This is a genomic window from Bradyrhizobium sp. USDA 3256, assembly GCF_054058275.1.
The window spans coordinates 180,227-204,458 of record NZ_JBSSAE010000002.1 but is presented as its reverse complement, the minus strand read 5'-3'; the positions used below and the strand labels follow the sequence as shown (position 1 = coordinate 204,458).

Annotated in this window: 23 protein-coding genes, 1 other RNA gene and 1 pseudogene; 8 read left to right on the top strand and 17 right to left on the bottom strand. The window is 65.5% G+C overall.

Annotation, left to right across the window (positions count from 1 at the left end; translation table 11 throughout):
• Nucleotides 1-77 precede the first annotated feature (77 nt).
• Together ACVWY5_RS02610 and ACVWY5_RS02605 are read right to left on the bottom strand one after the other, a co-directional pair.
• Nucleotides 78-1,358: an RNA polymerase sigma factor gene (locus ACVWY5_RS02610; protein ID WP_028332830.1), complete on the bottom strand. Its 1,281-nt coding sequence runs from the start codon at nucleotides 1,356-1,358 to the stop codon at nucleotides 78-80.
• Nucleotides 1,355-1,723: a YciI family protein gene (locus ACVWY5_RS02605; protein ID WP_028332829.1), complete on the bottom strand. Its 369-nt coding sequence runs from the start codon at nucleotides 1,721-1,723 to the stop codon at nucleotides 1,355-1,357. The genes ACVWY5_RS02610 and ACVWY5_RS02605 overlap by 4 nt, the downstream gene beginning before the upstream one ends.
• A gap of 530 nt (nucleotides 1,724-2,253) precedes the next feature.
• On the opposite strand from ACVWY5_RS02605, the gene ACVWY5_RS02600 reads away from it, so the two are divergent.
• A complete protein-coding gene (locus tag ACVWY5_RS02600; protein WP_028332828.1) occupies nucleotides 2,254-3,219 on the top strand; it encodes a 2-hydroxyacid dehydrogenase in 966 nt (321 codons plus the stop codon).
• A gap of 204 nt (nucleotides 3,220-3,423) precedes the next feature.
• Here ACVWY5_RS02600 and ACVWY5_RS02595 read toward each other — a convergent pair whose 3' ends face one another.
• Both ACVWY5_RS02595 and ACVWY5_RS02590 read right to left on the bottom strand, forming a co-directional pair.
• Entirely contained in the window at nucleotides 3,424-4,077 is a 654-nt protein-coding gene (locus tag ACVWY5_RS02595; RefSeq protein ID WP_028332827.1) for a dihydrofolate reductase family protein, read from the bottom strand.
• 90 nt (nucleotides 4,078-4,167) lie between these two features.
• The gene (locus ACVWY5_RS02590; RefSeq protein WP_028332826.1) at nucleotides 4,168-4,827 is read right to left on the bottom strand and encodes a TetR/AcrR family transcriptional regulator; all 660 of its coding nucleotides are present in this window, start codon (nucleotides 4,825-4,827) and stop codon (nucleotides 4,168-4,170) included.
• 93 nt (nucleotides 4,828-4,920) lie between these two features.
• On the opposite strand from ACVWY5_RS02590, the gene ACVWY5_RS02585 reads away from it, so the two are divergent.
• Entirely contained in the window at nucleotides 4,921-5,565 is a 645-nt protein-coding gene (locus ACVWY5_RS02585; RefSeq protein ID WP_028332825.1) for a glutathione binding-like protein, read from the top strand.
• An 87-nt stretch (nucleotides 5,566-5,652) separates the two neighbouring features.
• Here the strand turns inward: ACVWY5_RS02585 and ACVWY5_RS02580 are convergent, their stop codons facing one another.
• From ACVWY5_RS02580 to ACVWY5_RS02545, 8 genes and pseudogenes are all read right to left on the bottom strand, one after another.
• Complete coding sequence (locus ACVWY5_RS02580; protein ID WP_321176655.1) at nucleotides 5,653-5,937, bottom strand: hypothetical protein; 285 nt, start codon at nucleotides 5,935-5,937, stop codon at nucleotides 5,653-5,655.
• Nucleotides 5,938-6,327: 390 nt separating this feature from the next.
• A complete protein-coding gene (locus ACVWY5_RS02575; RefSeq protein ID WP_028332823.1) occupies nucleotides 6,328-6,795 on the bottom strand; it encodes a nuclear transport factor 2 family protein in 468 nt (155 codons plus the stop codon).
• A gap of 181 nt (nucleotides 6,796-6,976) precedes the next feature.
• Complete coding sequence (ybgC, locus tag ACVWY5_RS02570) at nucleotides 6,977-7,426, bottom strand: tol-pal system-associated acyl-CoA thioesterase (protein ID WP_028332822.1); 450 nt, start codon at nucleotides 7,424-7,426, stop codon at nucleotides 6,977-6,979.
• Between the two features lie 67 nt (nucleotides 7,427-7,493).
• A pseudogene (locus ACVWY5_RS02565) lies at nucleotides 7,494-8,412 on the bottom strand (metallophosphoesterase).
• Between the two features lie 235 nt (nucleotides 8,413-8,647).
• The gene (gene ruvB / locus ACVWY5_RS02560; protein ID WP_028332820.1) at nucleotides 8,648-9,697 is read right to left on the bottom strand and encodes a Holliday junction branch migration DNA helicase RuvB; all 1,050 of its coding nucleotides are present in this window, start codon (nucleotides 9,695-9,697) and stop codon (nucleotides 8,648-8,650) included.
• On the bottom strand, nucleotides 9,694-10,311 hold the full coding sequence (gene ruvA, locus ACVWY5_RS02555; protein WP_028332819.1) for a Holliday junction branch migration protein RuvA: 618 nt from the start codon (nucleotides 10,309-10,311) through the stop codon (nucleotides 9,694-9,696). The genes ruvB and ruvA overlap by 4 nt, the downstream gene beginning before the upstream one ends.
• Nucleotides 10,308-10,835: a crossover junction endodeoxyribonuclease RuvC gene (ruvC, locus tag ACVWY5_RS02550; protein WP_028332818.1), complete on the bottom strand. Its 528-nt coding sequence runs from the start codon at nucleotides 10,833-10,835 to the stop codon at nucleotides 10,308-10,310. Before ruvC ends, ruvA begins: the two co-directional genes overlap by 4 nt.
• A 214-nt stretch (nucleotides 10,836-11,049) precedes the next feature.
• Nucleotides 11,050-11,796 (bottom strand): YebC/PmpR family DNA-binding transcriptional regulator, encoded by a 747-nt coding sequence (locus tag ACVWY5_RS02545; protein WP_028332817.1) that lies wholly within the window; start codon nucleotides 11,794-11,796, stop codon nucleotides 11,050-11,052.
• 213 nt (nucleotides 11,797-12,009) lie between these two features.
• Between ACVWY5_RS02545 and ACVWY5_RS02540 the strand changes: the two genes are divergently transcribed.
• On the top strand, nucleotides 12,010-13,776 hold the full coding sequence (locus tag ACVWY5_RS02540) for a methyl-accepting chemotaxis protein (protein WP_028332816.1): 1,767 nt from the start codon (nucleotides 12,010-12,012) through the stop codon (nucleotides 13,774-13,776).
• 197 nt (nucleotides 13,777-13,973) lie between these two features.
• Nucleotides 13,974-15,398 carry a methyl-accepting chemotaxis protein gene (locus ACVWY5_RS02535; RefSeq protein ID WP_028332815.1) on the top strand — a complete coding sequence of 475 codons (1,425 nt, stop codon included), beginning with the start codon at nucleotides 13,974-13,976 and terminating at the stop codon, nucleotides 15,396-15,398.
• 50 nt (nucleotides 15,399-15,448) lie between these two features.
• On the opposite strand, the gene ACVWY5_RS02530 is transcribed toward ACVWY5_RS02535, so the two are convergent.
• From ACVWY5_RS02530 to ACVWY5_RS02510, 5 genes are all read right to left on the bottom strand, one after another.
• Entirely contained in the window at nucleotides 15,449-16,273 is an 825-nt protein-coding gene (locus tag ACVWY5_RS02530) for a TIGR00282 family metallophosphoesterase (RefSeq protein WP_028332814.1), read from the bottom strand.
• A gap of 2 nt (nucleotides 16,274-16,275) precedes the next feature.
• On the bottom strand, nucleotides 16,276-16,854 hold the full coding sequence (locus ACVWY5_RS02525; RefSeq protein WP_028332813.1) for a 5-formyltetrahydrofolate cyclo-ligase: 579 nt from the start codon (nucleotides 16,852-16,854) through the stop codon (nucleotides 16,276-16,278).
• A 168-nt stretch (nucleotides 16,855-17,022) separates the two neighbouring features.
• Nucleotides 17,023-17,183: non-coding RNA, 6S RNA (ssrS, locus tag ACVWY5_RS02520), on the bottom strand.
• A 264-nt stretch (nucleotides 17,184-17,447) separates the two neighbouring features.
• Entirely contained in the window at nucleotides 17,448-17,831 is a 384-nt protein-coding gene (locus ACVWY5_RS02515; RefSeq protein ID WP_028332812.1) for a cell division protein ZapA, read from the bottom strand.
• Nucleotides 17,828-18,148, bottom strand: a complete 321-nt coding sequence (locus tag ACVWY5_RS02510) for a DUF4164 domain-containing protein (RefSeq protein ID WP_018269681.1) — start codon at nucleotides 18,146-18,148, stop codon at nucleotides 17,828-17,830. Before ACVWY5_RS02510 ends, ACVWY5_RS02515 begins: the two co-directional genes overlap by 4 nt.
• A 335-nt stretch (nucleotides 18,149-18,483) precedes the next feature.
• On the opposite strand from ACVWY5_RS02510, the gene tkt reads away from it, so the two are divergent.
• The 4 genes from tkt (at nucleotide 18,484) to fba (ending at nucleotide 24,084) form a co-directional block, all read left to right on the top strand.
• The gene (gene tkt / locus ACVWY5_RS02505; protein ID WP_028332811.1) at nucleotides 18,484-20,466 is read left to right on the top strand and encodes a transketolase; all 1,983 of its coding nucleotides are present in this window, start codon (nucleotides 18,484-18,486) and stop codon (nucleotides 20,464-20,466) included.
• Nucleotides 20,467-20,626: 160 nt separating this feature from the next.
• On the top strand, nucleotides 20,627-21,634 hold the full coding sequence (gene gap, locus ACVWY5_RS02500) for a type I glyceraldehyde-3-phosphate dehydrogenase (protein ID WP_028332810.1): 1,008 nt from the start codon (nucleotides 20,627-20,629) through the stop codon (nucleotides 21,632-21,634).
• 143 nt (nucleotides 21,635-21,777) lie between these two features.
• The gene (locus ACVWY5_RS02495; protein ID WP_028332809.1) at nucleotides 21,778-22,974 is read left to right on the top strand and encodes a phosphoglycerate kinase; all 1,197 of its coding nucleotides are present in this window, start codon (nucleotides 21,778-21,780) and stop codon (nucleotides 22,972-22,974) included.
• 42 nt (nucleotides 22,975-23,016) lie between these two features.
• The gene (fba, locus tag ACVWY5_RS02490; RefSeq protein WP_028332808.1) at nucleotides 23,017-24,084 is read left to right on the top strand and encodes a class II fructose-bisphosphate aldolase; all 1,068 of its coding nucleotides are present in this window, start codon (nucleotides 23,017-23,019) and stop codon (nucleotides 24,082-24,084) included.
• Nucleotides 24,085-24,232 lie beyond the last annotated feature (148 nt).

The window sequence follows — 24,232 nt, the reverse complement described above, 5'->3', positions numbered from 1 at the left end:
GAGGGAAGCGTCGCGTTCGAGGAGGAAGCGATACCGGCTCAGGGCCGCGCATGACGGCCGCGCGACGACTTGGACGACTATTTCCCCGCCTTCGCGCTGCGCGGCTGGCTGTCGCGCATCAGGCGGTCGATATGCATGCGGATGTGGGCGGCTTCGGCGGTGGTGTTGGCAAGCGCGATGGCGCGGTCGAAGGCGATGCGGGCCTCCTCGTTGCGGCCGAGCTGCATCAGGAAGGCGCCGCGGACGCCGAAATAATGGAAGTAGTTGGCAAGCCGCGGTGCCAAGGGCTCGATCATCTCGAGCGCGGCTTCCGGCCCCTTCACCTTGGAGACCGCAACGGCGCGGTTGAGCGTGATCACCGGCGACGGCTGCATGACCTCGAGCGCGCCGTACAGCAGATCGATCTGGGTCCAGTCGGTATCCTCGGGCTTTTCCGCGCGGGCATGCAGCGCTGCGATCGCCGCCTGCACCTGATACGGCCCGCTGCGGCGGTGGCGCATCGCCTTGTCGATCAGCGCGAGGCCCTCGGCGATCTGCTTCTGGTTCCACAGGCTGCGATCCTGGTCGTCGAGCAGGATCACCTCGCCGTCAGCATCGAAGCGCGCCTCGGCGCGGGCGTGCTGCAACAACAGCAGCGCGGTAAGCCCCATGATCTCCGGCTCGCTCTGGAACAGCCGCAGCAGCAGGCGGGCGAGGCGGATCGCCTCCTCGCACAACGGCGCGCGGATTTCGGCGGTGTCGCCGCTCGCCGAATAGCCCTCGTTGAAGATCAGATAGATCATCGCCGCGACCGAGGCGAGCCGCTCGCTGCGCTCGACCGCGCCCGGCGTCTCGAACGGCACGTTGGCATCGGCGACGCGCGCCTTGGCCCGCGTGATGCGCTGCTCCATCGCGGCTTCCGAGACCAGGAAGGCGCGCGCGATCTGCTTCACCGTGAGACCTGAGACGATGCGCAGCGCGAGCGCGATCTGCTGCGTCGCCGGCAGATCCTTGTGACAGCAGATGAACAGCAGCCGCAGGATGTCGTCGCGGTAATGCGAGCCGTCGAGCCGCTCGGCGATCTCGTCCTCGGCGTCGTCGAGGTCGGAGATCGCCTGGTCGTCGTCGGGCAGCGGCTGCTGCTTCTTGTTGCGGCGGACCTCGTCGATCGCGACGTTGCGGCCGACCATGATCAGCCACGCCGCGGGATCGCGCGGCGGGCCGTTCTGCGGCCAGCTCTTGAGCGCCCGCAGGCAGGCGTTCTGGAATGCCTCCTCGGCGGTGTCGAGATTGCGGAAGTAGCGCAGCAATGCGCCGACCGCCTGGGGACGCGCCGACGTCAACGCAGCATCGATCCAGGCGGTGTCGGTCACGCTCACGCCTTGGTACCTCCCTGATTGAAGTAGCCGACCGGGCGGATCTCATAGGTGCCGCCGGGATTGGCCTCGCCGAGGTCGCGCGCGATGTCGAGCACCTCGTCGAGGTTCTTGCCCTCTACCAGATAGAAGCCGAGCAGCTGTTCCTTGGTTTCGGCGAACGGGCCGTCCAGCACCAGCGGCGGGTTTTCCTTGCGCAGCGTGGTCGCCGCGGTGGTCGGCAACAGCCGCGCCACCGGGCCGAGCTTGCCCTGCTTGGCGAGCTTGTCCTGCACAACGGACAGTTTCTGCATGACGGAGGCGTCGTGTTCCTTGCTCCAGGAGCCGACCATGTCTTCGTCATGATAGCAGAGGATGGCGTACAGCATCGAAAAGGCATCTCCGTTCATTGCAAGAACGAACGATTATGCCCGCTGCCGACAGGGGGCGCGAAAGAAATTTAGGTTCCGGGTGCCGACGGTGGATTTTGATCGGGACTTCATGGCGAGCTTCGACGGACGGGACGTTTGTCGCGGCGACGATGAACGTGCGGTTACCAATAGACGCCGTAGCGGGCGGCGATCCGGCGTGCCTTGGCTTCATCGCTCTCTCGATGGCGGATGTGGCTCCTCCCCACCGAACGGGACGCCTGCCGCCGCGGAGACTCCACGGGTTGCGCCTGAGCCTGCGATGAGGCCGGTTGGGCCTCGTTCTGCGTTGGAGCAACGGCCGGTTGAGCCTGAGCCGGCGTGTCAGCGTTTGCGAGCACGGGCGTGGACCGTGGCGACGGCGGAGCGGATGAAAGCCGACACCAGGATCAGTTTGCGCATGGAAGTTCTCCCCTGTTGATGGCAGGAGATAAGGAAGCGGGTCGGACCCGTTATGTGACTTAAATCACATAGACGTTGGAGGTATCGGGATGGGTAAGGGCGCGCTCGCGCTGCTGATCAATGGCGGCTCGGAAAACTGGTCGTCGGCGCGCTGGAAGGCGCGGTTCGACGCGGTCTGCCCGGATCGCCGCGTGGTGCTGCTGCCGGACGGCGCGCTCGATCCCGCCGAGGTGCACTACGCCGCGGTGTGGAAGCCGAAGCCGGGCGAACTCGCGGCATTCAAGAACCTGCGCGTCATCTTCAATCTCGGCGCCGGGGTCGACGCGCTGATGGCCGATCGCTCGCTGCCCGACGTGCCGCTGGTGCGGGTCGCGGTCTCCGATCTCACCGAGCGCATGACCGAATATGTCGTGCTGCACGTGCTGATGCATCACCGCCAGGAGCTCTATTTGCGCGAGTCGCAACGGGTGAAGCGCTGGGCGCCGGACTACCAGTGGGCGGCGAGCGCGATCACCGTCGGCGTCATGGGGCTCGGCACGCTCGGCGCCGCCTCGGCGCAGGCGCTGCGCGCGCTCGGCTTTCGCGTCGTCGGCTGGAGCCGCAGCGAGAAGCGCATCGACGGCATCGCCTGCTATCACAGCGCGGACGGGCTCGACGCATTCCTGCGCGAGACCAACATCCTGGTCTGCCTGCTGCCGCTGACGCCGGACACAAGGCACGTGCTCAACCGCGATGCGTTCGCGAAGCTGAACCGCGAGAGCCCGCTCGGCGCGCCCGTCATCATCAATGCCGGCCGCGGCGGCCTGCAGAACGAGGCCGACATCCTGCGCGCGCTCGATGACGGCACGCTGGGCGCCGCCTCGCTCGACGTCTTCGAAACCGAACCGCTGCCCGAGGCGAGTCCGTTCTGGAGCCACCCGAAGGTGGTGCTGACGCCGCACAACGCCGCCGACACCGACGCCGACGAGATCTCGAAATATGTCGCACAGCAGATCGCGCGCTTCGAGGCCGGCGGCGCGCTGGAAAACCTGGTCGACCGCAAGCGGGGGTATTGACACCTGCGTGTAGCCCGGATGCAGCGAAGCGAAATCCGGGGTTCTTTGCGCCGGACAAACCGCTCCCGGATTGCGCTGCGCTCCATCCGGGCTACGAAACCGGCGGTGCGGAATCGCGCTTGAACGTCATTGCGAGGAGCGCAGCGACGAAGCAATCCATCCTACCGCGTAACGTTCGCAATGACGGACAAGATGCACGGCTGACTAAGACGCCTTGCGCGCGAAGGTAACGTGGGTCGCGTGCGGGCTCGCGACATGCGAGACGACGGCATAGCCGAGGGCGGGCAGATCAAGGCCCGCGAACAAACTCTCGCCGGCGCCGAGCACGACCGGCGGCAGCACCAGTTGCAGCTCGTCGAGCAGACGCGCCTGCAGGAATTGCCGCACCACCGAGACGCCGCCGCCGACGCGGATATCCTTGTCGCCGGCAACGGCGCGCGCCCGCTCGAGCGCCGCGAGCATGCCGTCGGTCACGAAGTGAAACGTGGTGCCGCCCTCCATCGCGATGTCGGGCCGCGCGTGATGGGTCAGCACGAACACCGGCGTGTGGTACGGCGGATTGTCGCCCCACCAGCCCTTCCAGGCATGATCCGGCCACGGCCCGCGGATCGGGCCGAACATGTTGCGGCCCAGGATCCAGGCGCCGATCCCCTCCATCGACTTGCGCGCGATCTCGTCGTCGAGCCCGGTGGTGCCGCCGTCCTGGCCGGTCATCGCGCGAAAGGTTCGCGTCTCGAAGAACCAGGCGGCGGGCAGCGCCAGGCCGCCGACGCCGAACGGATGTTCGAGGCTCTGATTCGGCGCCGCGCCAAATCCGTCGATCGAGACCGTGAATACTGAAGTCCTGACTTTTCCCATGATGTTCCGCTTCCGTGAGTGGGAGACCTTACGGAAGACGGGCGGGAAAGCCAGCGCCCGACATTTGCTGCGCAAGAAAGTTCGCGGCGGCTATTTCGCCCCGCACAGCACGTCGATCGCACCCTTCACGATCGCCTCGAGCTCCTTACGCGGCACCCGGGCGCGGGCGCGGATCGCGATGGTGTGGATGGTGGCGGAAGCCAGATGCGCCAGCGACGCCGGATCGGTCCCCTCAGGCAGTTCCCCGCGTTCCTTGGCGTGGCGGAAGCAGATGCCGAACGCCTTGTCGAGCTCGGTCAGGCCCTCGACCACCATGGTGCGGATGTCCGGATCCGACACCGCCTCCGACGCCGCCGTCATCACGGTGAAGCAACCGCGCGGGCCGGACTCGCCGGAGAGATAGATGTCGAGCGCGATGCGATAGATGCGGTCGAGCCGCTCGCGCAGCGGCGCGTCGGCGCGGAAGATGTCGACCATCGCGGCGCGCGCGTCGTCGCGATAGCGCTGGTAGCTCTTGATGTAGAGCTCGCGCTTGTCGCCGAACGCGCCATAGAGGCTCGGCCGGTTCATGCCGGTCGCGGCGCTCAAATCATCGAGCGAGGTCGCGGCAAAGCCGTCGCGCCGGAACAGATCGAGCGCCTTGCCGAGCGCGACATCGGGCTCATAGGCGCGCGGCCGCCCGCGCCGCTTCGGGGTGACCGGCGCCGCGATTTTGGCGGCAGTTGGCGGCTTCTTACTTTTTTGTACCATTTCGCATTTAATTCCTTGACGCCATCAATATTATCCAAGACAGTACAAAAATCAACAACGGCCGGACACCCGCGCCAGACACTGGAGGCACCCATGGACCTTTATTTCTCGCCCCTCGCCTGCTCGATGGCGACCCGCGTCGCGCTCTATGAAGCCGGCCAGCCGGCCAACTATCTCGAGGTCGACCCGAAGACCAAGGCGGTGCGCAACGACGGCTCCGACTTCAACAAGGTCAACCCGCTCGGCCTGGTGCCGACGCTGCGCACCGACGACGGCGTCGTGCTGACCGAGAACGCCGCGATCCTGCAATATGTCGCTGACCAGTTTCCGCGCGCCGGCATCGGCACGGCGTCGAACGCCGAGCGTTCAAAGCTGCATCAATGGCTGTGCTTCATCGGCACCGAGCTGCACAAGGGCCTGTTCCTGCCCCTGCTCGACAAGAAGGCGCCGCCGGAGGCCAAGACCTATGCCGTGGAGAAATACGTCTCACGGCTCGACTATCTCGAGGACCACCTGAAGGGTCGCGAGTACCTGCTCGATCATTTCAGCGTCGCCGACGCCTATCTCGTCACCGTCATCAACTGGACCATGGCAACGCCGCCGATCGAGCTCGCGAAATGGCCGGCGCTGAAGGCCTATTACGAACGGCTGCGCGCCCGGCCCTCGGTCGCGAAGGCGATCGCGGAGGAGTTCGAACTCTACAAGGCCGAGATCGCGCGGCACAAGGCGGCGGCGTAGGGCTCTCTCCGCTCCCTCTCCCCGTTTTTCACGGGGAGAGGGCTGGGGTGAGGGGATGCGTCCGCAAATGCGCCGTTTGGTGTTGCGTCAGCATCCTCGGCAAATTGAAAGCTTGCGAGTATCAAGCTCCCCACCGGTAGGCTTCCCTGCCCGATCGAGTGGCGTATCAGTAAAGACCGGCATGAACTTCTTCCACTGATGGTAGTATTCCGCCGGCAAGGTGTAAGGTTGGCAGTCAGCAATCGCTCTGAGCGCGCTCTGTTGATAGACCCGAGCCGACTCTGATGTTGCTGAACTGTTCCCCGAAGACAGGATAAGTTGGCCATCCAGCTTGCCCTCTCGCGTCAGCTCGATCACGAACTCGGCCTTCATGCTCCCGGTATCGTTTTCGACGCGTACGGGTTTCCGCCAACACCTCTCGACCTGATGCCTGAAGATCGGTCCCCATGTCTCGGGCCCGTGCATTTTACCTTTCGCTGCGCTTGGCTGGATAGGAACGGCTATGAAGACGGTCGCGAGAAGGAAGCCTGCGAGCGCAACGGCGGCAGAACGTTTAATACGCATGTAATGGAGTCTGGTAGACGCGGTGAGGTTGCAACGCGAACCAGAATAAACCGCCCCTCATCGAGACTCGCAATCGTTTTCGATGAGCCGCCACAAACGCGCCGTAGCCCGGATGGAGCGCAGCGCAATCCGGGAACGGTATTACCGCAGGCGAGACTACCCCGGATTTCGCTTCGCTCCATCCGGGCTACGAGCCGATCAGAACGGCTCCGGCCCCAAGCCCGGCACGTCGGCCGGACGCGGGCCCGGGGCGGGCCAGTGGAAGCGGCGGTCCTTCTCGGAGATCGCGATGTCGTTGATCGAGGCCTCGCGGCGACGCATCAGGCCGTGCTCGTCGAACTCCCACTGCTCGTTGCCGTAGGAGCGAAACCAGTTGCCGCCGGCATCGTGCCATTCGTACTGGAAACGCACCGCGATACGGTTCTCATCGAATGCCCAGAGATCCTTGATCAGGCGATACTCCAGCTCCTTTTCCCATTTGCGGGTCAGGAAGGCCACGATCGCCTCGCGGCCCTGAAACACCTCGGAGCGGTTGCGCCAACGGCTGTCCTCGGTATAGGCGCCGGCAACCCGAACGGGGTCGCGCGAATTCCAGGCGTCTTCCGCCATGCGCGCCTTCTGCGCGGCGGTCTCGCGGGTGAAGGGTGGCAGCGGCGGGCGTGACATTGGCGATCCCTCGTTGTTCGGCACGCAAATCTAGCGCCGCGCCGTCGAGAGTCGATGGGGCGTTTCCTATCGGCCAATAGCTAGAGCCTATTCCGTTCCGATTATACCGGAACGGGCTCTAGCCTCTTATTTTGACGCGCTTTCTTCACGCCAACCGCTACCCACTTCGCTCGAAAACGCTCTAAGCCAGATCGGCCTTCATCAGCGCGCGAATAGCCTTCGGAATCGGCTGCGCGCGGCCGCCGCTGATGAAGGCGACGCGGACCTCGGCCTTCACAAGCACGTCATCGCCGCGCCGGACTTCCTGAGCGAGCATGATGGAGGCGCCCTTCACAGCGATCGGCCAGGTCACGACGTCGAGCACGTCGTCCATCCGCGCCGGCTTGAGGAAGTCGAGTGTCATCGAGCGCACGACAAAGGCGAAGCCGCCGGTCTCCTCCTGCGCTTCATCGAACAGTGCCTGCTGCTCGGCGCCCATCAGGCGGAGATGATTAGTGCGGCCGCGCTCCATGAAGCGCAGATAATTGGCGTGATAGACGATGCCGGAAAAATCGGTGTCTTCGTAATAGACGCGGACCTGCATATGGTGGCGGCCGTCGCGGATCTGGCCGTCGAGAATGGGTGAGGTCATTTGCAGCCCCCGATTGCGCAAAACTTTGGTTCGTATTGCGCAAAATCGCCAGCTGGCGCAAGCGCGCTCAGGACACCACCGGCCCCTTTGCGCCGAGCGTGACCTGCACGATCTCGGGCGGCACGCCGAGGCGGAACGGCATGATGCTGCAGCCGAGGCCGCCGGAGACGACGACGTCGCATTTCAGCTTGATATGACCATAGGCGAGCCGCATGCCGTGCTTCACCGGCACCGCCGGCGACCAGCCGAGCAACCGGACCTGCCCACCATGGGTGTGGCCGGACAATTGCAGCGCAACGCGCGAGGGCACCCGGAGCGCGACGTCGGGCTCATGCGCGAGCAGGATCACCGGCGCGTCGTCTGTGACCTTGGCGAGCGTCGCGTTGAGATCGTCGACGCCGATGCGCGTGACCTGGCGATAGGGCCGCGCCGCCATGAAGGCGAGCTGGTCACCGAGACCGGCGAGCCAGAACGGACGGCCGTCCTTGGCGAGCCGCACCGCGTCGTTCTCGTAGACCGGAATCCCCGCCCCCCTCCAGCGCGCGACGCGCGAGCGGGATGCCGCGCCCCAAGCGCTGTACCGCCTTGTCTTCCCAGTAGTCGTGGTTGCCGAGCACGGCGTGCACGCCGAGCGGCGCGTTCAGGCCCTTCAGCACCGCGGCCCAGTCGGAGGCCGGAATAAAGCGGGTGACGTGGCGCAGCCCCGCGACATAGTCGCCGAGCAGCACGACGATGTCGGGGTTCAGGGCGTTCGTCCGCTCGACGATCTCAGCGATGCGATCGAGCGACATCCAGGGATCGCAGGCGTGGATGTCGGCGAGTGCGGCGATCTTGAGCGGAAAGTCCGCCGGCCATTGCCGCGGCGACAGATCGTAGCGCGTGAGCGCGAGGCGGACGACCGGCTCGCTCAAGCCATAGGCCGCGGTCGAAGCGGTGGCGGCGGTCAACCCGCCGAACCCGCGCAGAAAATGACGACGTGAAATCATGGACGTGTGATCGGTGATGCCTGGCGCTTGTCGAAAACACTTTGGGCTATCATAGGCCCTTTGATTGGAGCGAAATTGGGCCGCGTTTGTGCAGACGGCCTGCAGAGACGCCGCAATGGTCAGCGGGCAAGGTTACCGGCAAGTGCGATGCGCTGCATCAACACGTCTCTTCACGACTTCGGGAGCGGAGGCCTTTGAGCATGAAGAACCGCTTCGCCCTGTTCCGGATCATGCGTCAGTCGTCGTCGCCATTGCCGCCGAACAGCCCGAACTGCGAGGGGTCGCGGTTCGGCTCGGCGAGGCCGAGATGGCGGAAGGCATGCGAGGTCAGGAGCCGGCCCCGCGGAGTGCGCTGCAGATAGCCGCACTGGATCAGATAGGGCTCGATGATGTCCTCGATCGCATCGCGCGGCTCCGACAGCGCCGCCGCCATGGTCTCGACGCCGACCGGCCCGCCGCCATAGTTCAGGGCGATGGTCGTGAGATAGCGCCGGTCCATCGCATCGAGCCCGGCGCTATCCACCTCGAGCGCGCTCAGCGCCCGGTCGGCGATGCCGCGGTCGACGGAATCGGCGTCGGCGGCGGAAGCAAAGTCGCGCACCCGGCGCAGCAGGCGGCCGGCGATGCGCGGCGTGCCGCGGGCGCGGCGCGCGATCTCGTTGGCGCCATCAGGGCTCATGCCGATGTTGAGCACGCGGGCGCCGCGGGTGACGATCTTCTCGAGCTCTTCCTCGGTGTAGAAATTGAGCCGGATCGGAATGCCGAAGCGGTCGCGCAAGGGATTGGTGAGCAACCCCGCACGCGTCGTCGCGCCGACCAGCGTGAATTTCGACAATTCGATTTTCACAGAACGCGCCGCGGGACCTTCGCCGATGATCAGGTCGAGCTGAAAATCCTCCATCGCGGGATAGAGCACTTCCTCGACCGCCGGGCTGAGGCGATGGATCTCGTCGATGAACAGCACGTCGCGCTCTTCGAGATTGGTCAGCAGCGCCGCGAGATCGCCGGCCTTCGCAATGACAGGGCCGGAGGTGGCGCGAAACCCGACGCCGAGCTCGCGCGCGACGATCTGTGCCAACGTGGTCTTGCCGAGGCCGGGCGGACCGACGAACAGCACATGATCGAGCGCCTCGCCGCGCTTCTTCGCAGCCTCGATGAAGATCGAGAGATTCTTGCGCGCCTGCGCCTGGCCGACGAACTCCGTCAGCGACTGCGGCCGCAGCGCGGTGTCACCGACATCGTCGGAGCGGCGTTCGGGCGAGACCATGCGCGAGGGCGTGTTCACTTCGACAATTCCTTCAGGCCCAGCCGGATCAGCTGCGCAGTCTCAGCGCTCTCACCGGCGCTGCGCGAGGCGGCGGCGATGGCGGCAGCGGCTTGCGGCTGGCCGTAGCCGAGATTGACCAGCGCCGAGATCGCGTCGGTCACCTGGCGCGGCGCGCGGTTGTTATCGATCGCGCCCGACAGATGCACCACCGCGGGATCGACATCGGCGAAGCCCGGCGCCTTGTCCTTCAGTTCGCTGACGATGCGCTCGGCGACCTTCGGCCCGACCCCCGGCGTCCGCGCCACCGCCGCCTTGTCGCGCAGCGCGATCGCATTGGCTAGATCGGTCGGCGGCAGCGTGCCGAGCACCGCGAGCGCGACCTTGGCGCCGACCCCCTGCACGGTCTGCAGCAGGCGAAACCATTCGCGCTCATGATCGCTGCGGAAGCCGAACAGTTTGATCTGGTCCTCGCGGACATAGGTCTCGATCGAGAGCACGGCAGCGCCGCCCGGCGACGGCAGCGCCTGCAACGTGCGGCTCGCACAATGCACCTGATAGCCGACGCCGCCGACGTCGAGGATCACATAGTCCTCGCCATAAGAATCGATCAGGCCCTTCAGCTTGCCGATCATAGGTTCGCCACCTTGAGCCGCAGCGCGGTGCTCTGGCGGTGATGGGCGTGGGTGATCGCGACCGCGAGCGCGTCCGCGGCGTCGGCGGACGGCGGCTCGGCTTTCGGCAGCAGGATCTTCAGCATCACCTGGATCTGGCTCTTCTCGGCATGTCCGGCGCCGACCACGGTCTTCTTGACCTGGTTCGGCGCGTATTCGGCGACCGAGATACCGAACATTGCGGGCGCCAGCATGGCGACGCCGCGCGCCTGGCCGAGCTTCAGCGTGGCAACGCCGTCCTTGTTGACGAAGGTCTGCTCGACCGCCGCCTCCGCCGGTCGGTGGTGGGCGAGCACGGCAGCCAGCCCCTCATGGATCGCAAGCAGCCGGCTCGCCAGCGGCAGATCGTCCGGCGGCTCGACCGAACCGCAGGCGATATAGACGAGACGATTGCCTTCGGTCTCGATCACCCCCCAGCCGGTGCGGCGGAGACCCGGATCGATACCGATGATGCGGACGGGAGAGCGAATCGGCTGGGATGTCATGGGGTAGTGATACCGCCTGCGCCGGGAGAACGAAACACAAACGGAGCCTCATCCCCGCCTCCGTCGCGGTCAGCTCGGCCCATCGCCCAGCCTCGGCTCGTCGTCCCCCGCGAAAGCTGGGGATCCAGTACGCCGCGGCCTCGCGGATCAAATGAAGGTCTCTGGAATACTGGATCGCCCGGTCGAGCCGGGCGATGACAGCGGAGCAAATGGATCAACCGCCCATCTTCGCGATCAGCGCGTCGGACACCTCGAAATTGGCGAACACATTCTGCACGTCGTCGTGCTCGTTGAGCAGGTCCATCAGCTTCAGCAGCTTTTCGCCGGTCTCGTCGTCGACCGAAACGGTGTTCTGCGGCTTCCAGGTCAGCGCCGCCTTGCGCGGCTCGCCGAACTTCGCTTCCAGCGCTTTTGCGACTTCGCGGAAGGTGTCCTGCGAGGCGTAGACCTCGTGGCCGCCCTCGCTGGAGACCACGTCGTCGGCGCCGGCCTCGATCGCGGCGTCCAGCATCGCGTCGTCGGAGGCGACCTTGGCGTCGTATTCGATGATGCCGGTGCGATCGAACATGAAGGCGACCGAGCCGGTTTCGCCGAGATTGCCGCCCGACTTGGTGAAGAAGGAGCGGATGTCGGAAGCAGCGCGGTTGCGGTTGTCGGTCAGCGCCTCGACGATGACGGCGACGCCGCCGGGGCCATAACCCTCGTAGCGGATCTCGTCGTAGTTCTCGCCCTCATTGCCCGCGGCCTTCTTGATGGCGCGGTCGATATTGTCCTTGGGCATGTTCTCGGCGCGGGCCGCGACCACGGCGGCGCGCAGCCGCGGATTCATCGCCGGGTCCGGGGTGCCGAGCTTGGCCGCCACGGTGATTTCGCGGGCCAGCTTGCCGAAAAGCTTCGACTTCTGGGCATCCTGCCGGCCCTTGCGGTGCATGATGTTCTTGAATTGGGAATGGCCGGCCATGCGACGTCTCTTCGGAGCTTAGGGTCTGAACAGGGATGGAAAACGCGGCCTTATAGGCCCCTCACGGTCAAAATCAAAGGATCGGCGGGGCCCTACGGCGGAGGAATACTACCGCAAGCCGGAATATGAGGCACTTGTTAACCATGACTTCACGCCCGGATGCGAGGATCGCCCCGTCCCGCCGCAACTTTCCACAGCCCCTAAAGAGCCCACATGGCGTTCGGTTTGTTTCGAAAGCAAGTGCCGGAGCCGGCTGCGCCGGCCGTCGCGCCGCAGGTTCCAACCGCGGCCGCCACCCCTCAGGTCTCGACCGAGACTGATTTGGCCAAGGATTCGTCCAAGGAAATCCTGGAATTGCTGGAACTCGAGCTCGGGGCGATGATCCGCCAGCTCGAGCGCGCCGCGAGCTCGGTCGCCGACGGCGCCGAGGCGACGGCAGCCAAGCTCGCCACCATTCGCGCCCGCACCGATGCGCTGACCGGCCGCAGCAGCGATGCGCAGAGCACCGCGACGACGTTCTCGCAAGCCGCCGACCGTTTCACCCACTCCGCCGAGGGCATCGGCGCGCAGGTGCGCAGCGCGAGCCAGCTCGCCGACGACGCCGCGGCCGCGGCGCGCGAGGCCACCGACAATGTCGATCGCCTGCGCGAGTCTTCGGCCGCGATCGGCAACGTCGTCAATCTGATCGCGCAGATCGCGCGGCAGACCACGCTGCTCGCGCTGAACTCGACGATCGAGGCGGCGCGCGCCGGTGCCGCCGGCAAGGGCTTTGCGGTGGTCGCAACTGAGGTCAAGGCGCTGGCAGTGCAGACCCAGAGCGCGACCGAGGAGATCACCCGCAAGATCGAGGTATTGCAGAAGGACGCCACCGGATCGGCGGACGCGGTCCACCGCATCTCCCAGGCGATCGAAAAGATCCGCCCGGTGTTCGAGAACGTCAACGGAGCGGTTGCCGAGCAGAATGAAATCACCGGTGAGATGGGCCAGAATGCCGCCTCCGCTTCGCACTTCATCGTCTCGGTCGGCACCAGCGCCGGCGAGATCGACTCGGCAACACGCGAAGCCGCCGCGCATGGCGACAATGTCGCCAAGGCCGGCAAGACGGTGACCGCATTCGCGCAGAAGCTGAAAGCGCGCTGCGCGGTGCTGTTGCGCCAGGACGAGCGCGGCGATCCGCGCAAGAACGAGCGCCTGCCCTGCAGCCTCAAGATCGAGATCACGACCGCGCGCGGCCTCGTCACCGCGCCGGTCTACGAGATCGCGATGGACGGCATTCTGATCGGCGGACCCGATGCCGGGAAGCTGCCGGTGCAGGAGACCCTGAACGGGACATTGCAGGAGGTCGGCGCGTGCCGGATCCGGATCGGCGAGCGCTCCAAGGCAGGCAGCCAGGCCCGCTTCGAGGCGGCAACCGCCGAGCTGCGGGAAAAAATCGAAGACCGGATGTGGGCGATCCACGAGGAGAACGCCGAACTCGTCACCCGCGCGATCGAAGCCGGCAGCGCGCTGAGCAAGATGTTCGAGAACGGGCTGGCAAGCGGCGCGATCGCGATATCTGACATGTTCGACACCGATTATGTCGAGATCGCAGGCACCAACCCGGTGCAGTACCGCACCAAAATGCTGGACTGGGCGGAGCGCACGCTGCCGGCGTTCCAGGAGGCATTCCTCGCCAGGGACAAGCGGATGGCGTTCTGTGTGATGATCGACCAGAACGGCTACCTGCCGGTCCATAATAAGCTCTACTCGCAGCCGCAGCGGCCGGGCGACGTGACATACAACACCGCCAACAGCCGCAACCGCCGCATCTTCAACGACGCCGCGGGCCTCGCCGCCGGCCGCAACCAGCGCGCCTATCTGATCCAGACTTATGCGCGCGACATGGGAGGCGGCAACACGGTGATGATGCGCGAGATCGACGTACCGATCCGAGTGCGCGGCCGGCATTGGGGCGGGTTCCGCACCGCCTACAAGCTTTGAACGCTTCGTAGCCCGGATGCGGCGAAGTGTAATCGGGGATGCGTGTTTGCACGGACAGGAGCCCCGGATTTCGCTGCGCTGCATCCGGGCTACAGGGTGCGCGCTCAGGCAAGACCGGCAGCGCGAATCACGCTTTAGGATCGGAATGGGGAATGCTGCGGCGGCCGACGGGCCGCTGTAACGGAGGAAGCGTCGACATGTCGGCCGCGCAACTTGCAGTTCTGGATACGTCATCGGACCGAACGCTGGCCGAGCGGCTGGTGGACCAGCTCGCCGACCGCATCGGCGGCCTCGGGGTGGAACTCGCCGACATCGCCGGCAACGTCCAGGAGGTCGCGAACCGCGTCAGCAGCCAGTCCGAGCGCTTCCATCATTTGCAGACGACCGCCGAGACGATGGTCGCCGCCAATCACGACATCGCCAACGCATCGCAGGCGGTGCAAACGACCGCATCCGCCGCGGTCGGCCAGATCGCGGAGTCCCGCCATGTGGTCGAGACGGCGGTCAGCCATATCGCGGAGCTCGTCGCGGCGGTCGGACGGATCGAGGCGCGGCTCGCCGCGGTCGGCTCCGCGCTGAGCCAGGTCGCCAAGGTTTCCGGTTCGATCGAGGCGATCGCCAAGCAGACCAATCTGCTGGCGCTCAACGCCACCATCGAGGCGGCGCGCGCCGGCAATGCCGGCCGCGGCTTTGCGGTGGTCGCGAGCGAGGTCAAGAACCTTGCGGAAGCGACGCGCCAGGCGACGCATCAGATTTCCGACACCGTGCGCGATCTCGACGGCCAGATCGGCAGCCTGATCGGCGAGAGCAGCGATGCCTCGTTGCGCGCCAAGAGCGCCGGCGAAGGCGCCCAGCAGATTTCGGGCATCATCATGCGCGTGCAGGAAGGCTTTTCATCCGTCGGCGCCGAGATCGGCAGCGTGGCGCGCGCCGCGACCTCCAATCTCGGCCATTGCGACAGCGTGATCGCGGAGCTGAACGAGCTGGCCAAGGGTGTCGACCTCTCCTCGCGCGACCTCAAGCATGCCGACAGCCGCGTCGCGAAACTGCTCGAGCTCTCCGAGAGCCTGATCGTGACCATCGCCGACAGCGGCGTGGAGACCAGTGATACGCCACTGATCCGCGTCGTGATCGACACCGCAAGGCGGATCTCCGAGCTGTTCGAGAATGCCGTCGCGCGCGGCGAGATCACGCTCGTGCAATTGATGGACGAGAATTATCGCGAGATCGCCGGCACCAATCCGAAGCAGTATCTCACCGACTACGTCGCCTTCACCGACCGCGTGTTGCCCGCGATCCAGGATCCGATCCAGAAGAGCGATCCGCGCATCGTGTTCTGCGTCGCCTGGGCGCGCAGCGGCTATCTGCCGACCCACAATCCGAACTACCGGCAGCCGCAGGGGCCGGACCCGGTCTGGAACAACGCCAATTGCCGCAACCGCCGCCTGTTCAACGATCGCGCGGTGAGCAAGGTCGCGGCCAACACAAAACCGTTCCTGCTGCAGACCTATCGCCGCGACATGGGCGGCGGCAATTTCGTGCTGATGAAGGACCTGTCATCGCCGATCGTCGTAAACGGCCGCCACTGGGGCGCATTCCGGATGGGTTTTAGGCAGAGTTGACGGCAGCTCCGTAGCCCGGATGGAGCGAAGCGTAATCCGGGCTACGAGGGCTACGTCCAAAACCCCGGCACCGCAGGCTCGAGCCGCCCGCCGGCGCGCACCGGCGCGACCTTCACCGCGAGCCCGGTCGCATCGTCGGTCTCGACCGCGATGCCGCTCAGCGTTGCCACACCGCCCGCCGGCTCGAAGCGACCGGAGGGAATGCCGGTGAGGAAGCGCTGCAGCGGCTCCTCCTTCTGCATGCCGATCACCGAGTCATAGTCGCCGGTCATGCCGGCATCGCTCATATAGGCGGTGCCGCCCGGCAGCACCTGATGATCGGCGGTCGGCACATGGGTATGGGTGCCAACCACGAGGCTGACGCGGCCGTCGCAGAAGAAGCCGACGCCCTGCTTCTCGCTGGTCGCCTCGGCATGGAAATCGAGCACGATGGCGTCACAGCCCTCGCGCAGCGGGCAGGCCTCGAGCTCGCGCTCGATGGCGCTGAATGGATCGTTCGAGGACGGCTCCATGAAGACGCGGCCGATCGCGTTGATGACCAGCGCGCGCTTGCCGCTTTTGGTATCGACCAGCGTGGCGCCGCGGCCGGGCGAATGTCGCGGGAAATTCAGCGGGCGAATCAGGCGCGGCGCGCGCTCGATGAAGACCAATGCCTCCTTCTGATTCCAGGCGTGGTTGCCGAGCGTGACCGCATCGGCGCCTGCGTCGAGCAGCTCCTGATAGATCGCCTCGGTGATGCCAAAGCCGCCGGCGGAATTCTCGCCATTGACGACCACGAGATCGAGCGACCAGTCCCTGATCATGCCGGGAAGGTGGTCGGCGATGGCGGTGCGGCCGGTCCTGCCGACGACGTCACCAACGAAGAGAATTCGCAAGGCTAGCTACTCCGGAAATCGAACGTCTTGCGCTCCGTTAGCACATAATCGAGCGGGACGTCGTGCGACAGCGCCGGAATCGCCTTGGTTTCCTGTGCAGCAAAGGCAAGTCCGACCCCGATCACATGCTTGGCCTTGCGCAGATGCGCGAAGGTATAGTCGTAATAGCCGGCGCCGTAGCCGATGCGGTGACCGAGCTTGTCGAATGCCGCGAGCGGCACCAGCATCACGTCCGGATGCACCTCGGCGGCGGCCGGCGACGGCTCGGGAATGCCGAGCGGCCCGAGCATCAGCCGATCCTGCGGCGACCAACTGCGGAAGGTCAGCGACTGGCCGCGCGCGTTGATGCACGGCAGCGCGAGCCGCGCGCCCTTGTCGGCAAGCTTCTTCATCAACGGCGCCGGATCGAGCTCGCTGCGGATCGGCGCATAGCCTGAGACGATCATGCCCTGCGCGATCTCGAACGGCGCGCCGCGCTTGGCGAGCGCTTCGGCAGCCGTCGCGCGCTGCTCGTCGCTCAGCGCATCGCGCTTGGCGAGGGCAAGTGCCCGGAGCTCGGCCTTCGATGGAGATGCGTGCATGATCCATCTTCCGCTGTCGTCGTCCGCGACAACGGACGATCCATCATTCCAGAGACGCTAGCTTTCGTTAAGGCCAGGCCGCGGCGCGCTGGACGCCCCGTATCGCGGGGCACAACACTAGACAATTCAACCGCCGCAGCGCGACGACAAGGCAACAGCAAAAATCAGTGCGAAGCCGCAGAGGCCGTTGGAGCGCTCGATCCCGGAGTTCCCTACGAAAGTAGGTGGGCACCATATGTCCGGGTCCACGGACCCGGCCAGGGACAGTTCCCTAAAGGATCGATAAGGCCCCGGGGATATATGGCTCCTGACGCACGACGCAGCTTCGCGGGGGCTAATCTAGCCATCGTTGCCCCAATCCGCCAGCGGTAAGGAAGACGCAGCCGAGACTCATGCACTTCTCTCCACCCTCCCCTGGAGGGGGAGGGTCGGTACGCATGAAGCGTAGCGGAATGCGAACCGGGGTGGGGTGATCTCTCAACGCGGCACTGCGCGTGTGGAAAGACAGTCACCCCACCTCGCCGCTCATTTCATGAGCGTCGATCCTCCCCCTCCAGGGGAGGATAAGATCACCCGATGCCGGAAAATATAAATCACCCGATCGCGATGCCGCCGCCGATGGTGCGGTTGAGCACCTGCGTGGTGCGCTCGATCCGCTCCGCGGCAGCGTTGAGCGCGTTGGAGACCGCGGTCTGGGTCGCGCGGGCGCGGTCGATGGCGGCGACGCGCGCATTGCGCAGCTGCTCGACCTCCTCCTCAAGGCTGCGGATGCGTGCGCTGGCGTCGACCAGTTCGTCGCAGGCGGTGAGCGCCGCCATCACCGTCAGCCGCGCATCGCCGATTTCGCCGAACTTGCCGCGCAGCGATTCCACGCGCTGCTGGAGATTTTCCGCGAGCTTCAGGAGCCGCACCTCCTGGCCCTCCTCGCAGGCCATCCGGTATTGCCGGCCATTGATGGTGACGTTGATGTGGCTCATCTGCTGTCTCCGCCGTCGAGCACGGCGCGAATGCTGCCGATCGCCGCGTCGAGTTTTTCCGCGATTTCGCGATTGGCGCGCTCGAGCTTGCGCGTCTTCACCAGCGATCCGTCGAGCTCGTCTGCAAGCCTGGAGCGATCGGCGCCGAGCGCCTGGATGCGGCTCGCCAATTCGTTCTCGTCGCGGTCGGCCTCGCGACGCCGCTCCACCGAGCTCTCCAGCGCATCGAGCGCTGCCATCAGCCGCTTTGTCGCAGCATCGATATCGGCAAGCGGTGCCTCGGTATTGCCAGACCCGTTGGCGAGACGATCACTCATGACACGCGGCGTGGACCTTTCAAGTCGGTTGGCTTGGTGGCCTGCGGAAGACAGGCCTGCCGCACGGCAAAACTGGCGGTTCGGCAAGCGTTTACGGGACGAAATTTACGTGGCAAGCGAGCCCAGCGCAACGGCGGCGCAGAACTATGCACCGTTGAATGAAATAGGGCGATTTCGGGCCACTTTTCCCCGTTTTGAGGCGTTTCATCGCCTTGGACTTGCGGAATTGAGGTGCTAATCCACCCCCAACCCGTAAGGCCATCCACGCGCGTATCGCGGCTGCCCGCCCCGATCCGTCCAGCAATCAGCTCCTCATTTTAGGCGGACTTTTCATCATGACGCAGGTCGATCACACCCGTATGGCCAATGCGATCCGTGGCCTTGCCATGGACGCCGTCGAAAAGGCGAATTCCGGCCATCCCGGCCTGCCGATGGGCGCCGCCGACATCGCGACCGTCCTGTTCACAAAATTCCTGAGATTCGATGCGGCCGACACGGCGTGGCCCGATCGCGACCGCTTCGTGCTCTCGGCCGGCCATGGCTCGATGCTGCTCTATTCGTTGCTGTACCTCACCGGCAACAAGGACATGACGCTCGACCAGCTCAAGCATTTCCGCCAGCTCGGATCGCTGACGCCGGGACACCCGGAGAACTTCCACACCAAGGGCATCGAGACCACCACCGGTCCGCTCGGCCAGGGCATCGCGACCGCGGTCGGCATGGCGCTCGCCGAGAAGATGCTGGCCGCTGAGTTCGGCAAGAAGATCGTCAACCACCACACCTATGTGCTCGCCTCCGACGGCGACCTGATGGAGGGCATCTCGCAGGAAGCGATCGCGCTCGCCGGTGTCTGGCGGCTCAACAAGATGATCGTGCTGTACGACGACAACGGCATCTCGATCGACGGCCCGACCTCGATCTCCGATTCCGTCGATCAGGTGAAGCGCTTCAAGTCTGCAGGCTGGGCCGCCGAATTGATCGATGGCCACGATCCGCAGGCGATCGCCGCTGCAATCACCCGCGCGCAGAAATCCAACAAGCCCTCGATGATCGCCTGCAAGACCACGATCGGTTACGGCGCGCCGCACAAGGCCGGCACCGCCAAGGCGCATGGCGAGGCGCTCGGCGCCGACGAGCTCAAGGCGGCCAAGGAGAAGCTCGGCATCTCGCTCGAGCCGTTCTCGGTGCCCGACGATGTGCTGAAGGCCTGGCGCGAGGCAGGCGCCCGCGGCGCCGCCGAGCACAAGGCTTGGGACGAGCAGTTCGCGCAGCTCGGCAGCCGCAAGCGCGCCGAGTTCGAACGCCGCATTCGCCACGAGCGGCCGCAGTCGCTCGCCAAGGGGCTGCGCGCCTTCAAGAAGGGGCTCCTGGAAAATCCGCTCAACGTCGCGACCCGCAAATCGTCGGAAGCCGCGATCGAGGTGATTGCGGCTGCGATGCCGATGGAATTCGTCGCGGGCTCCGCCGACCTCACCGGCTCCAACAACAACAAGGCGAAGTCGGCGACGGCGTTCGGTGCCAAGACGCCGAAGGGCCGCTTCATCCATTACGGCGTCCGCGAGCACGGCATGGCGGCGTGCCTCAACGGCATCTTCCTGCATGGCGGCTTCGCGCCGAACGGCGCCACCTTCCTGGTGTTCACCGACTACGCGCGCGGCGCGATGCGGCTGTCGGCGCTGATGGGCACCGGTGTCGTCTATGTCATGACCCATGACTCGATCGGCCTCGGCGAGGACGGCCCGACGCACCAGCCGGTCGAGCATCTGTCCGCGTTGCGCGCGATGCCCAACATGCGCGTGTTCCGCCCCTGCGACGCGGTCGAGACCGCCGAGTGCTGGGAACTGGCGCTCAACCGCGTCGACGGACCGACGGTGCTGGCGCTGACCCGCCAGAACCTTCCGCAGCTCCGCACCACGGCGCCGAACGACAACCCGTGCAGCCACGGCGCCTATGAGCTGGTCGCGGCGCAGGGTGACGCAAAAGTGTCATTGTTCGCGTCGGGTTCCGAGGTCCAGATCGCGGTCGAGGCGCAGAAGCAGCTCGCCGGACGCGGCATCGCGACGCGGGTGGTCTCGGTCCCGTCGCTGGAATTGCTGCTGGCACAGCCCGCCGAGCGGCAAAATGCCATTATCGGCAATGCTCCGGTCAAGATCGCGATCGAGGCCGCGGTGCGCTGGGGCTGGGATGCCGTGATCGGCCATGACGGCGAATTCATCGGCATGCACGGATTTGGCGCCAGCGCGCCGGCGAAGGACCTTTTCCGGCATTTCGGCATTACTGCTGAAGCCGTCGTTAACGCTGCCGCCAAGCGCGTCTGACGCTGGCCTGACACCCGCGGGCCAAGGTTGAGCTTGTCGCAAAAAAGGATTACCTAAGCTCCATCTTTTCCGTACGCGCCCGGCCGAACCGGGCGTTCCGCCGTAAAAACCTCGTGGGAGCGCTCCCGCGGGGCTGACAACAGCATTAGAGGAGACGAGCATGGCAATCCGCGTCGCGATCAACGGGTTTGGGCGTATCGGCCGCAACATTCTGCGCGCCATCGCCGAGTCCGGCCGCAAGGACATCGAGGTGGTCGGCATCAACGACCTCGGCCCGGTCGAGACCAACGCACACCTGCTGCGCTTCGATTCCGTGCACGGCCGCTTCCCCGGCACCGTCACGGTCGACGGCGACACGATCAGCCTCGGCGACAACAAGATCAAGGTTTCGGCCGAGCGCGATCCCTCCAAGCTGCCGTGGAAGGCGCTCGGCGTCGACGTCGCGCTGGAATGCACCGGCATCTTCACCGCGAAGGACAAGGCCTCCGCGCACCTCACCGCCGGCGCCAAGCGCGTGCTGGTCTCGGCGCCCGCCGACGGTGCTGACGCCACCATCGTCTACGGCGTCAACCACGACACGCTGACCAAGGATCACCTGGTGGTCTCGAACGGCTCCTGCACCACCAACTGCCTCGCGCCGGTCGCCAAGGTCCTGAACGACACCGTCGGCATCGAGACCGGCTTCATGACCACGATCCACGCCTATACCGGTGACCAGCCGACGCTCGACACCCTGCACAAGGATCTCTATCGCGGCCGCGCCGCGGCGATGTCGATGATCCCGACCTCGACCGGTGCCGCGAAAGCGATCGGCCTCGTGCTGCCCGAGCTGAAGGGCAAGCTCGACGGCGTCTCGGTCCGCGTTCCGACCCCGAACGTTTCCGTGATCGACCTCAAGATCGTCGCCAAGCGCGCAACCGACGCCAAGGAGATCAACGAGGCGATGAAGCGTGCGTCCGAGCAGCAGCTCAAGGGCATCCTCGGCTACACCACCGCGCCGAACGTCTCGATCGACTTCAACCACGATCCGCACTCGTCGACCTTCCACATGGACCAGACCAAGGTGCAGAACGGCAACTTCGTGCGCGTGATGTCCTGGTACGACAATGAGTGGGGCTTCTCGAACCGTATGGCGGACACCGCCGTCGCGATCGGCAAGCTGGTTTAAGTTCGACTGTTCGTGATGCCCGGCTCACCGCCGGGCATCTGCGTGTTTGCCCCCCGCGTTCGCGACCTCAACGGCCGCGACATCGGCAAGCGAAAGCGACGCCGTCCGTCGGACGGCGGTGTCCGGCCGCACAGGAAACGCTCATGACAAAATCGTTCCGCACCCTCGACGACGTCAACCTGAAGGGCAAGCGCGTGCTGCTGCGCGTCGACCTCAACGTCCCCATGGAAAATGGTCGCGTCACCGACGCCACCCGGCTCGAGCGCGTGGCCCCCACCATCACCGAAATTTCCGACAAGGGCGGCAAGGTGATCCTGCTCGCCCATTTCGGCCGCCCCAAGGGACGCGATCCCAAGGAATCGCTGAAGCCGGTCGCCGACGCGCTGTCGAAAGTGATCAAGCGCCCGGTGGCCTTCGCCGAGGACTGCATCGGCGAGCCCGCGGCCGCCGCTGTCGCGACCCTCAAGGACGGCGACATCCTCTGCCTGGAAAACACGCGTTTCCATAAGGAGGAAGAGAAGAACGACGCCGGCTTCGTTACAGAGCTCGCCAAGCTCGGCGACATCTGGGTCAACGACGCCTTCTCCGCCGCGCATCGCGCCCACGCCTCGACCGAGGGCCTCGGCCACAAGCTGCCGGCCTATGCCGGCCGCACCATGCAGGCCGAGCTCGACGCGCTCGGCAAGGCGCTGGAAGCGCCGACCAAGCCGGTGATCGCGATCATCGGCGGCGCCAAGGTCTCGACCAAGATCGACCTCTTGGAAAACCTCGTGAGCAAGGTCGACGCGCTGGTGATCGGCGGCGGCATGGCCAACACCTTCCTGCACGCGCAGGGCGTCGCCGTCGGCAAGTCGCTCGCCGAAAAGGATCTTGCCCCGACCGCGCTGCGGATCATGGAGAAGGCCAACGCCGCCAACTGTGCGATCATCCTCCCCGTCGACGCTGTCGTCGCCAACCAGTTTGCCGCCAATGCGCCGTCGCACGCCTATGGCCTCGATGCGATCCCGGCCGACGGCATGATCCTCGACGTCGGTCCGCAATCGATCGCGCGCATCCATGCCGCGATCGACGACGCGGCGACGCTGGTCTGGAACGGCCCGCTCGGCGCTTTCGAGCTGACGCCGTTCGACCGCGGCACCGTGGTATCGGCCAAACATGCCGCCGAACGCACCAAGACGAAGAAGCTGATCTCGGTCGCCGGCGGCGGCGATACCGTCGCGGCGCTGAACCAGGCGGGCGTGGGCGGCGATTTTTCCTACGTCTCGACCGCGGGCGGCGCGTTTCTTGAATGGATGGAAGGCAAGCCGCTGCCAGGCGTCGAAGTCTTGAAAAAAAGTTGATTTAGGTCACATCCGCGAACTTGCACTACAGGGAGAAATGGAATGGCTCGCATTACGTTGCGGCAACTGCTCGACCACGCGGCCGAGCATGATTACGGCGTACCTGCCTTCAACATCAACAACATGGAACAGGCGCTGTCGATCATGGCGGCAGCCTCCGAGGTCGACGCGCCCGTCATCATCCAGGCCTCGCGCGGCGCGCGCTCCTACGCCAACGACGTCATGCTCAAGCACATGATGGATGCCGTCACCGAAATCTACCCGCAGATCCCGGTCTGCGTGCATCTCGATCATGGCAACGAGCCCGCCACCTGCATGACCGCGATCCAGGCCGGCTTCACCTCGGTCATGATGGACGGCTCGCTGAAGGCCGACGGCAAGACCCCCGGCGACTGGGACTACAATGTCGGCGTCACCAAGACCGTGACCGGCATGGCCCATCTCGGCGGCATCTCGGTGGAAGGCGAGCTCGGCGTGCTCGGCTCGCTCGAGACCGGCATGGGCGACAAGGAAGACGGCCATGGCGCGGAGGGCAAGCTGTCGCACGACCAGCTGCTGACCAATCCGGACGAGGCCGTGAAGTTCGTCAAGGAAACCAAGGTCGACGCGCTGGCGATCGCGATGGGCACCTCGCACGGCGCCTACAAGTTCACACGCAAGCCCGACGGCGACATCCTCGCCATGAACGTGATCGAGGAAATCCATCGCAAGCTCCCGAACACGCATCTCGTCATGCACGGCTCCTCGTCGGTGCCGCAGGAGCTGCAGGAGATCATCAACGCCAATGGCGGCAAGATGAAGCCGACCTGGGGCGTGCCGGTCGCCGAGATCCAGCGCGGCATCAAGAACGGCGTGCGCAAGATCAACATCGACACCGACAACCGGATGGCGATGACCGGCCAGATCCGCAAGGTGCTGAAGGACAATCCGGAAGAGTTCGATCCGCGCAAGTACCTGAAGCCCGCGATGGAGGCGATGACCAAGCTGTGCAAGCAGCGCCTGCAGGAGTTCAACACCGCGGGCCAGGCAAGCAAGATCAAGAAGGTGCTGACCACGGCGGAGATGGCCAAGCGCTACGCCGCGGGCCAGCTCGACCCCAAGGTCGCCTGACAAGGTTGCTTGACAACATATCGCCTGAAACATTACGGCGGGACACCGGCTCCGGCGCAGTCGGAAACGGTGTCCCGAGGGCTTGATCGCCGGCTGCGACAAACACCGGCCGCGACGAACGTTTTCTAGGCATTTGCCCGAGAACCGC

What these genes read in the sequence shown, in the direction of transcription:
- ACVWY5_RS02605 (WP_028332829.1), bottom strand. Translation starts at nt 1,723, where the DNA reads ATGCTGTACGCCATCCTCTGCTATCATGACGAAGACATGGTCGGCTCC.
- ACVWY5_RS02600 (WP_028332828.1), top strand. Translation starts at nt 2,254, where the DNA reads ATGGGTAAGGGCGCGCTCGCGCTGCTGATCAATGGCGGCTCGGAAAAC.
- ACVWY5_RS02595 (WP_028332827.1), bottom strand. Translation starts at nt 4,077, where the DNA reads ATGGGAAAAGTCAGGACTTCAGTATTCACGGTCTCGATCGACGGATTT.
- ACVWY5_RS02590 (WP_028332826.1), bottom strand. Translation starts at nt 4,827, where the DNA reads ATGGTACAAAAAAGTAAGAAGCCGCCAACTGCCGCCAAAATCGCGGCG.
- ACVWY5_RS02585 (WP_028332825.1), top strand. Translation starts at nt 4,921, where the DNA reads ATGGACCTTTATTTCTCGCCCCTCGCCTGCTCGATGGCGACCCGCGTC.
- ACVWY5_RS02580 (WP_321176655.1), bottom strand. Translation starts at nt 5,937, where the DNA reads ATGAAGGCCGAGTTCGTGATCGAGCTGACGCGAGAGGGCAAGCTGGAT.
- ACVWY5_RS02575 (WP_028332823.1), bottom strand. Translation starts at nt 6,795, where the DNA reads ATGTCACGCCCGCCGCTGCCACCCTTCACCCGCGAGACCGCCGCGCAG.
- ybgC (WP_028332822.1), bottom strand. Translation starts at nt 7,426, where the DNA reads ATGACCTCACCCATTCTCGACGGCCAGATCCGCGACGGCCGCCACCAT.
- ruvA (WP_028332819.1), bottom strand. Translation starts at nt 10,311, where the DNA reads ATGATCGGCAAGCTGAAGGGCCTGATCGATTCTTATGGCGAGGACTAT.
- ruvC (WP_028332818.1), bottom strand. Translation starts at nt 10,835, where the DNA reads ATGACATCCCAGCCGATTCGCTCTCCCGTCCGCATCATCGGTATCGAT.
- ACVWY5_RS02545 (WP_028332817.1), bottom strand. Translation starts at nt 11,796, where the DNA reads ATGGCCGGCCATTCCCAATTCAAGAACATCATGCACCGCAAGGGCCGG.
- ACVWY5_RS02540 (WP_028332816.1), top strand. Translation starts at nt 12,010, where the DNA reads ATGGCGTTCGGTTTGTTTCGAAAGCAAGTGCCGGAGCCGGCTGCGCCG.
- ACVWY5_RS02535 (WP_028332815.1), top strand. Translation starts at nt 13,974, where the DNA reads ATGTCGGCCGCGCAACTTGCAGTTCTGGATACGTCATCGGACCGAACG.
- ACVWY5_RS02525 (WP_028332813.1), bottom strand. Translation starts at nt 16,854, where the DNA reads ATGCACGCATCTCCATCGAAGGCCGAGCTCCGGGCACTTGCCCTCGCC.
- ACVWY5_RS02515 (WP_028332812.1), bottom strand. Translation starts at nt 17,831, where the DNA reads ATGAGCCACATCAACGTCACCATCAATGGCCGGCAATACCGGATGGCC.
- ACVWY5_RS02510 (WP_018269681.1), bottom strand. Translation starts at nt 18,148, where the DNA reads ATGAGTGATCGTCTCGCCAACGGGTCTGGCAATACCGAGGCACCGCTT.
- tkt (WP_028332811.1), top strand. Translation starts at nt 18,484, where the DNA reads ATGACGCAGGTCGATCACACCCGTATGGCCAATGCGATCCGTGGCCTT.
- gap (WP_028332810.1), top strand. Translation starts at nt 20,627, where the DNA reads ATGGCAATCCGCGTCGCGATCAACGGGTTTGGGCGTATCGGCCGCAAC.
- ACVWY5_RS02495 (WP_028332809.1), top strand. Translation starts at nt 21,778, where the DNA reads ATGACAAAATCGTTCCGCACCCTCGACGACGTCAACCTGAAGGGCAAG.
- fba (WP_028332808.1), top strand. Translation starts at nt 23,017, where the DNA reads ATGGCTCGCATTACGTTGCGGCAACTGCTCGACCACGCGGCCGAGCAT.